The following is an 8418-nucleotide window of genomic DNA, read 5'->3' as shown; positions in this document are numbered from 1 at the left end:
CCCGATGTAAAAAAAGCTAGAGCGGTTTTTTGGGGGGGGGGGGGGGGGGGGGGGGGGGGGGGGGGGGGGGGGGGGGGGGGGGGGGGGGGGGGGGGGGGGGGGGGGGGGGGGGGGGGGGGGGGGGGGGGGGGGGGGGGGGGGGGGGGGGGGGGGGGGGGGGGGGGGGGGGGGGGGGGGGGGGCCCGCCCCCCAGTTTTGGACGGCACTAAAGACCAGATTGGCTGGAATCAGAATTGGATTTTGGCACGAGTAACCAGACTGTATCGTGGCGACACGAGCGGCTGGTATGCCTTAGAGCCTGTTTGAAAAGTCAAAAGAGCTGAATAAAATCGCGAAAAAGGCTGTACTTTTGGCGTTATTTGTCGCAGTACGCTGGGGATGCGATATACGACTGATCTGAGCGACTTCGAATGGCAACTGCTGCAAAACTATTTTCCCAAACCCGCTTCGACCGGACGCCCACGCAAGCACAGTTACCGGGAACTGCTCAACGCGATGTTCTATCTGGTGCGGACCTCCTGCCAATGGCGTAACCTGCCCAAGGACTTTGCGCCGTGGGGCACGGTCTATCACTACTTTCGGAAGTGGAAGCAAAGCGGTTTGTGGGAACGGATTCACACGCGCTTGCGCCAGCAAGTGCGACGGGCCGCGCGGCGTCACGCTCAACCCAGCGCGGCGATTGTGGACAGCCAGAGTGTCAAGAGCAGCGAGTGCAGCGACGCGCGCGGCTACGACGCGGGCAAGAAGATCAACGGTCGCAAACGGCATCTGCTGGTGGATACCTTGGGGCTGGTCCTCTTGGTGCTGGTGCTGCCCGCCAACATTCAGGATCGCGACGGCGCGCGACAACTCTTGGACCAACATTTTGGCCGGCGCCCCCGGCGGCGCGTCAAACACCTCTGGGCCGATGCGGGCTACGCGGGAACGCTGGTGGCGTGGGCACTGGCGGTGTGGCGTTGCACCGTGGAGATCGTCAAACGCACGGAATTGCATACGTTCAAAGGATTGCCCCGGCGCTGGGTGGTGGAACGCACCTTTGGCTGGCTCAACCGCTATCGCCGCCTCAGCCGCGATTATGAACGTCAGGCGCACACCGGCGAAACCATGGTCTACCTTGCCATGATCCGCCTCATGCTCGCACGACTCGCCGCAAAGTCATGACTTTTCAAACAGGCTCTTAGACGTGAAAACGAAGCGGGTGATTGGCCCGGTTCAAGAATCTGAGTTGAGCGCAAACAAGGAATGGTCGCAGATCAAATGCAGTGCGCCTGAATTGGTTAAAAACAGACGGTAGATCCAAACTGAGCCGTATCCGCGCAATCCTGACGGCCTTATTCCGCATCGCTCATCGCCAACCGCCAACTGCCGCCACTCGTGAACAAATCATCCCGCGTTCTCACGCTTTCCGCAGCTTCACTTTGGCGGCGGGATAATCCGTCATCACATTGCGAGTGTCCACGATGACCTGCGCCCAGTCTGCCAGCTCGGCGTAGTTCACGGCCCGATGCGCCGTGGCAATCAAAACCAGATCGTAGCTGGCGATGGTCTCCTGATTCCACGCAACCGATTTCGTCCCCGCCCAATGCGCATGTTCCCGCGTCGGCCGAATCACCGGCACGTGAGGATCGTAATACGCCACATGCGCCCCGCGCCGCTTCAACAAGTCCATCAGCACGTAGCTCGGCGATTCGCGATCGTCATCCACGTTGGCCTTATACGCCAGACCCAACAACAGCACCCGACTGCCTTTCACCGACTTGTGCCGCTCGTTCAGCGCGTCCGCCACGTGGTGTAACACGTACTCCGGCATCGCCGTGTTCACTTCTCCCGCCAACTCGATGAACCGGGTCGCCTGCCCATATTCCCGCGCCTTCCACGTCAGATAAAACGGGTCAATCGGAATGCAATGCCCTCCCAATCCCGGTCCGGGATAAAACGCCATGAACCCAAACGGCTTCGTCTTCGCCGCCCCAATCACTTCCCACACGTCGATCCCCATCGCCTCATACACCATCTTTAACTCGTTCACCAACGCGATGTTCACACTCCGAAAGATGTTCTCCAACAGCTTCGTCGCCTCCGCCGCCCGGCACGATGACACCGGTACCAACGTCCGAATCGCCTTCCCATACAACGCCTGGGCGCGGGCCAGACACGCCGGCGTCAAGCCTCCCACCACTTTCGGAATGTTGGCCACCTGACTGTCCGGGTTGCTCGGGTCTTCGCGTTCCGGCGAGAAGGCCAGATGAAAATCCTTCCCCGCGACCAGGCCTGAACCGATCTCCAAGACTTCCCGTAAATCCGTGTCGGTGGTGCCGGGATACGTGGTGGATTCCAATACGACCAGTGCGCCCTTTTGCAGGTGCCGGGCGATGGCCTTGCCGGTGTTGACGATGTACGAAATGTCCGGCTCGCGATTCTTATTCAGCGGCGTCGGCACACAAATGATGACCGCTTCGACTTCTTTTACCCGGGCAAAATCGGCGGAAGCAGTGAGTCGCCCCGCCTGCACCATCTCGCGGATGTTTGAGGCATCAATGTGCGCGATGTAACTGCGACCGGAATTGATGGATTTAACCTTCTTGGCATCCACATCCAACCCGATGACTTCCACGCCGCTGCGCGCAAACTGCAAACACAACGGCAACCCCACATAACCCAGACCAACAATGGCAATTTTCATAATTTCAGTTTCCAACCGTGGAGGGGAAAATGCCCCAGTCGGCTCGTTCTTCAACCCAATTTTCAACTTCGTTAAGATTTTGTGGAGGACGGCATAAAACTTGTTTGGCCGCCTCCATTCGCCTGCTAAAGTTGCCTCCTGATTATGTCAGACGCCGTTACCACGCCAGTTCAGAAACACCATCGAGCGCCATATTTTGCAGCGCAATTACGCGATTTCGCCGAGTTCAGCCAAGCGACGAAGTGTCTCACCACCGCTTTCGCGGACGATGGACGCACGCGGCAAACTCCTACTTTCGTCAATGAGTTCTGGACGGCGCGACAGCGTCAGGCGAGTTCGCTGCATGAAATTTCCTATCGCGCCTGTTTCAAGCCACAGCTTCCGCGCTTTTTCATCGAACGCCTCACGCAACCCGGCGACATCGTCTATGACCCGTTCATGGGTCGCGGGACGACCCCGCTCGAAGCGGCTTTGCTCGGTCGCATTCCGTGGGGCAATGATCTCAATCCATTGAGCTTCGCGCTCACGCAACCGCGCTTACGCCCGCCGACCTTGGCAGACCTCACCGCGCGCTTGCAGGAAATCAATCTGACCGACCACGACGAATTTCCTGAGGATCTGCTGGTGTTTTATCATCCCGACACGCTCCGTGAAATTTGCGCGCTAAAAAAACACTTCCGCAATAGCCTCCCACCGGCTCCCGCCGGTCAGAGCCACGCCACGACGGCAGCCACAGCAACGGACGCCTGGTTGCGCATGGTGGCGCTCAACCGGCTTACCGGTCATTCTGCCGGATTTTTCTCGGTCTATACACTCCCGCCCAATCAAGCGGTCAGCATTGCCTCTCAGCGCAAGATCAACACCAAACGAAATCAAACCCCACCGCGGCGCGAGGTTGTGAAGCTCATGCTGAAGAAGTCGCGCCAACTTTTGGGCGACGTGACGGATGAGGTCCGGCAAACGCTCCAAGGGGTGGCGGGAGCGGCGCGCTTCACCAACTGCCCGGCGGATGCCACCTCGGTCTTGCCGGACGAATCGGTCGCACTGATCGTCACCTCGCCGCCGTTTCTGAACGTGGTGCAATACGCCCAGGATAACTGGTTGCGCTGCTGGTTCCTCGGTCTGGAGGCCGATTCGATCACCCTGACCACACCCCGAAAATTGGGCGACTGGGCAGCAGTAATGACGGCGGTGATGCGCGAGCTATTTCGTCTGCTCAAGCCGGGCGGATTTCTAGCCTTCGAAGTCGGCGAGATTCACGGCGGCAAAACCAAGCTGGAAGAAACCGTACTGCCGTGTGGAGTCGCCGTCGGCCTGGTGCCCGTGCTGGTGTTGATCAACGATCAAGCCTTCACCAAAACGGCAAACTGCTGGGGCGTGAACAACATGAGCCAGGGCACGAACACGAACCGCATTGTTCTGTTCCAGAAGCCGGGCTGAGTTGCGGGACGTCGCTTACGCCAGTTCGTCGCGCACTTTTTCCAACAGCGCTTTGGTGGCGCGAACGCCATCGTATTCGCTGAGTCGCGAGCCTTCGTATTCGATGCCGATGAAACTGCGATAGCCCGCGTCTTTCACGATCTTCAACATGAGCCGGTAATCGGTGGTGGTTTCGTTGCCGGCGGCGTCGAAGTCATTCGACTTGGCACTCACGCCCTTGGCGAACGGCATCATTTGTTCCACGCCCAGGTAGCGGTCGTATTGTTCATTCTTGGCGTGATCAATCCAGAAGTTGCCGAAATCCGGCAGCGTTCCGACGTTCGGTCGGTTGACCATCCGCATGACGCCGGACAACCAATTGCCGTTCGACGACAGCCCGCCATGATTTTCCACAATCGTGTTCAATCCCAACGTCGCGCAATACTCGCCGAGCTTCGCCAGCCCTTCCGCGGCGCGCTCTTGCTGTTCTTCAAAACTCCCCACCCCGCCCGTGGCGGCATTCACGCGAATGCTGTGACAGCCGAGAAATCTGGCCGCGCGCGCCCAGCGATGATGATTCTGCACCGCCTGCGCACGTTTTTGCGCTTCCGGATCGCCAAGATTTCCCTCGCCGTCACACATGATCAGCACACTACGGATCCCCTCGCCATCGCAGATGGAATGTAACTCTTTCAAGTAAGCCTGATCGTCCGCCTTATCCTTGAAAAACTGGTTCACGTATTCCACCCCGTGAATGTCGAACTCGCGCCGCGCGATTTTGGGAAAATCCAAATTAGTCATCTGCTTGCCGAACAAGGCATGATGAAACGACCATTCGGCCAGGGAGATTTGAAACCACGGTTTGGCAGAAGCTGAGCGGGGGCTGGAACAACCCGAGAGCGCGGCCATGGAGATTCCGGCGGCGAACAGACTTGAAATTTGAATAAATTGGCGACGATTCATGGCGACAGCATGACAAAACCCATGTTGCCGGTCAACTGATGGCGATTGAGGGCGCGCAGAATTTGACATCGTCGCGCTCTGATCGAGCTCAAAACCTTCTTTATCGAAAGCGCATAACGGGATCCAATTCCGTCGCTTCACGGCGACCACAGAAATATTTGAAACACTCTGACCGGTCGAAGGTAACTGTGACGGATCACCACGAGTGGGTCAGAGTCGTGAAGCTTCCGCTCAGTGGGCACGCGCCCAAAGCGCCGCTTCAGGCTGGGGAGTACCCACAGCAGCGCCCTCCACGCCGTTTAAATACTGGTAGCCAACCGAACTGTTTTTCAGGTTTTCCGCGTGACCATCAAAGAAGCCGAAATTGCAGCGCCGATTGTGACGCGGTATCGAGCGCGGTTGAATACCCGAGGCGTACTGCCAGCCTGACGGGGGACAGAAGTAAGTGGCACCGGCGCCGGTGAGTTGCGCCGCGGCAGCATCGGACGCCGAATCCGACACCCATTGGTCCGGATTCAATTTGAGCGTGCCTGGGGTGACGGCGCCCGCATCCGCGTAAATGATGAATCCGCTCGGGCGACTGATCATGGATTCCTTCACCCACAGCGGTTCGGTGTAACCGATGGTCGTGCCGAACTCGAACACATTGATGCCAATACCCAGCGGATTGTTGGTGCTGTAACCGCCCCCGATATCCTTGGCCGCATAAGCGCGCAATGAGGGACAATTAAAAATTTTGAGCGCCTTGGCGTAACCACCAACCCGCAACCGATCCTGCCAGAAAAAGCCGTAAGGATTCTGCACGAGATAATCCGAACCGAACTTGAAATCGGCGGGCATCCACGGGCTGCCGATCTGCCAATAAAGGGGCGGCGCGTATCCAGCGTTGTCGTCCATATACATTTTGGTGGCCAGGCAAATCTGCTTCAGGTTGTTGACGCAACTGATCGTCTTGGATCGTTCCTTCGCACGCCCCAACGTCGGCAGCAGCAGGGCCGCCAGGATCGCGATGATGGCAATCACCACCAGTAATTCAATCAACGTAAAAGCGACACGCGGCTTTAGTGCTCCCATCTTCATCAGTCTCCTTGAGTTAACAATCATGGCTTAACCATCCGTCCCAACCTAGCGTGCCGCGCGACTTTTTTCGACTCCAACTTGCGCTCACTGCCGGGTTGGAAGAACGGAACGCCTTCACAAACACAGGCCCATCTCTCTGCCAACCCGGTCTCAACCGTCAACCAAGGCCGCGTGATTTGAACGCCTTAAAGTTTTCGGAGCCGATAAAAATTTTCTGGAGTAGCCGTGGTATGGGACATCTCCAAAACCCCCGTCGCGTCGGTCAGATTCGTACTGACCGATGTCCAAGTCACGGGTGCCGCCAGACTCGAGGTCCAATCCAGCACGTACGCCGAACTCGGAATTCCCTGGAAAGCGAGATGGATCGTCCCGTCGCTCACGGGGCCATTCACAACAATCCGATTTTGCGCCGCGCTATTGGCAATCACATTAACCGTGATCGTGCCGGTCGCCGCACCGCCCTGGCCATCACTCACCGTATAGTCAAAGCTATCCGCGCCCGTGAAGGCGGCGTCCGAAGTGTACGTGATTTTGTTGCCGTCAGTCGTAACGGTGCCGCCATTTACGCTTGGGGTGACAGCGATCACCGTCAGCGCATCGCCATCCGGATCCGTCGGAGCATATTGTCCACCGATGATCTGGATGTCCTGGGGCAATCCTGTCAACGCACCCGTGGTGAAGGAAAGCACGCTGGGATTTTGGTTAGCCCACGGTTGAACCGTCAGATTAAAGTCATCAAACCGCATCAGCTCGAAACCGGGGAAGGCGTAAACACCACCGGAGCCGCCCACGAGGTTCGCGCCACCATCGGCCACTGTGGTGGTATAAACCTCCATGTCCGCCACGGTATCATAAATCTGAACCGTGAAGGCGTTGGGACTTTCCGAGGCTACGGTCACGCGATACGGCCGGTTTTGGACGTGAATAAACGCATTTTCTACGCTCAACGGTACCGGCCCGATTGCTCCACCCAGAACACCAATGAGCTGGACCGTGCCCTGCCCATTGTAACGCAAAACGTAAGTATCCCCTGCGTCGGGGGCCGCATTAAAAATCAACCCGACAAACCCAGTGGGGTCTTCGCTATCCAGTTGCAGCGTGGCCGTCAGAGTAAAATTCCCACCACTACCATCACTCATTGTGGCGGGCGAATTGATGTAGGCCATCAACTCGCCAGTTGTGTTGCCGGCCTGCGCCAATTGATTTTGATGGATCGCCCACTCACCTGAAAAGATGTTCCAAGCGCTGCCAATGGCATTCGGCACACTGCTGGCATCCTGCGGCAACGTGTCGGCACGATTGAAATCATCCGCAAACCGCGAGCCGAAGGAAGCATCCACGACCGGAGTCTCCAGCCCACCCGAGCTGTTCGTAGCCGCCAAGGAATAACCGCCCACGTTCGCCGCTTGGAAGTTGTCCACAATCAGGGTTAGATCGGTGGCCCCGGGAATATCTTGCCCCTCGAATTTCCACTGCACTTGCGGCAACGGATTGCCGCCGATATCCGCCGTCAAAGCCAATTGACCTCCGGGGTTGGCGCTCGCCGTCGTGGGCAAGGCGAGCAAAAGCGGCGGCACGGCGATTTCGGGCCCCACCTCCAAACTAAAGTTGTCAAAGGCGATCTTCCAATATCCGGTGTTAAACCCGCTATGCACGCCGCCATAACCATTGGCAAAGCCACCGCCCAGATCGTAGTCGGTAATGCTGCCCATGTTTTCGCCCGTAATCGCATCATCAATACTCGCCGAATAAATTCCCAACCCAGTGGAGGAGACCGTAATGCGGTAAGGCCGACCGGTGATCGGCGGCGTGCTTGGGATTTCGCCGTACCCGCCCACATCGCCATTCTCCCACTTCACCAATTGCACTAGGCCTGCGCCACAATAGCGAACCGTGCAAAAATTGAGCGGATCCTGGTAATTGAAAATCACTCCCGCCCAGAGAGTCAGATCGTCTCCCGGTGTGTTAAACTGCACCACCGCCTGCAAGGTGAAATTCGTGCCTTCGGTGTTATAGGTGGGCACGGCGTTCAAAATGATTAATTGCTGATCCACCCCGGTTGGTCCCGGCATCAATTTCCCATCCTTCAGCATCCATTCGCCCTGAGCCACGGTCCAGTGACCGCCAATGGCATTCGGATCGTCAGCGGCTGTTTGAGGTGCCGTATCGGCGCGACTAAAGTGATCGTTGACGGTGGCGGCCTGGCTCACGCAAAGTGCTACCACCAAACAAGTCAGAAACACTGGTTTTTTCATAAGATCACATTGTGGTCT

The 8418-nt window shown here is 57.7% G+C and carries 6 protein-coding genes; 2 read left to right on the top strand and 4 right to left on the bottom strand.

The genetic code is table 11. The features are described 5' to 3' along the window. The first annotated feature begins 378 nt into the window (after window positions 1–378). Complete coding sequence (locus M9920_10275; GenBank protein MCO5052678.1) at window positions 379–1161, top strand: IS5 family transposase; 783 nt, start codon at window positions 379–381, stop codon at window positions 1159–1161. Window positions 1162–1396: 235 nt separating this feature from the next. Here M9920_10275 and M9920_10270 read toward each other — a convergent pair whose 3' ends face one another. Continuing rightward, the gene (locus tag M9920_10270; protein MCO5052677.1) at window positions 1397–2683 is read right to left on the bottom strand and encodes a nucleotide sugar dehydrogenase; all 1287 of its coding nucleotides are present in this window, start codon (window positions 2681–2683) and stop codon (window positions 1397–1399) included. Between the two features lie 144 nt (window positions 2684–2827). On the opposite strand from M9920_10270, the gene M9920_10265 reads away from it, so the two are divergent. Continuing rightward, complete coding sequence (locus M9920_10265) at window positions 2828–4123, top strand: site-specific DNA-methyltransferase (GenBank protein ID MCO5052676.1); 1296 nt, start codon at window positions 2828–2830, stop codon at window positions 4121–4123. A gap of 15 nt (window positions 4124–4138) precedes the next feature. Here M9920_10265 and M9920_10260 read toward each other — a convergent pair whose 3' ends face one another. From M9920_10260 to M9920_10250, 3 genes are all read right to left on the bottom strand, one after another. Next, window positions 4139–5065: a sugar phosphate isomerase/epimerase gene (locus M9920_10260; GenBank protein ID MCO5052675.1), complete on the bottom strand. Its 927-nt coding sequence runs from the start codon at window positions 5063–5065 to the stop codon at window positions 4139–4141. 231 nt (window positions 5066–5296) lie between these two features. Then, window positions 5297–6145: a prepilin-type N-terminal cleavage/methylation domain-containing protein gene (locus M9920_10255; GenBank protein MCO5052674.1), complete on the bottom strand. Its 849-nt coding sequence runs from the start codon at window positions 6143–6145 to the stop codon at window positions 5297–5299. A gap of 185 nt (window positions 6146–6330) precedes the next feature. After that, entirely contained in the window at window positions 6331–8400 is a 2070-nt protein-coding gene (locus M9920_10250) for an Ig-like domain-containing protein (protein ID MCO5052673.1), read from the bottom strand. Window positions 8401–8418: the final 18 nt, after the last annotated feature.

The sequence above is a fragment of the Verrucomicrobiia bacterium genome (genome assembly GCA_023953615.1).
Lineage (GTDB): Bacteria > Verrucomicrobiota > Verrucomicrobiia > Limisphaerales > JADLHS01 > JADLHS01.
Note: the sequence above shows the minus strand (reverse complement) of the source record. Positions and strands in the feature narration are given on the sequence as shown.

Coding starts and splice junctions, on each gene's coding strand:
- M9920_10275 (MCO5052678.1), top strand. CDS start 379: ATGCGATATACGACTGATCTGAGCGACTTCGAATGGCAACTGCTGCAA.
- M9920_10270 (MCO5052677.1), bottom strand. CDS start 2,683: ATGAAAATTGCCATTGTTGGTCTGGGTTATGTGGGGTTGCCGTTGTGT.
- M9920_10265 (MCO5052676.1), top strand. CDS start 2,828: ATGTCAGACGCCGTTACCACGCCAGTTCAGAAACACCATCGAGCGCCA.
- M9920_10260 (MCO5052675.1), bottom strand. CDS start 5,065: ATGAATCGTCGCCAATTTATTCAAATTTCAAGTCTGTTCGCCGCCGGA.
- M9920_10255 (MCO5052674.1), bottom strand. CDS start 6,145: ATGAAGATGGGAGCACTAAAGCCGCGTGTCGCTTTTACGTTGATTGAA.
- M9920_10250 (MCO5052673.1), bottom strand. CDS start 8,400: ATGAAAAAACCAGTGTTTCTGACTTGTTTGGTGGTAGCACTTTGCGTG.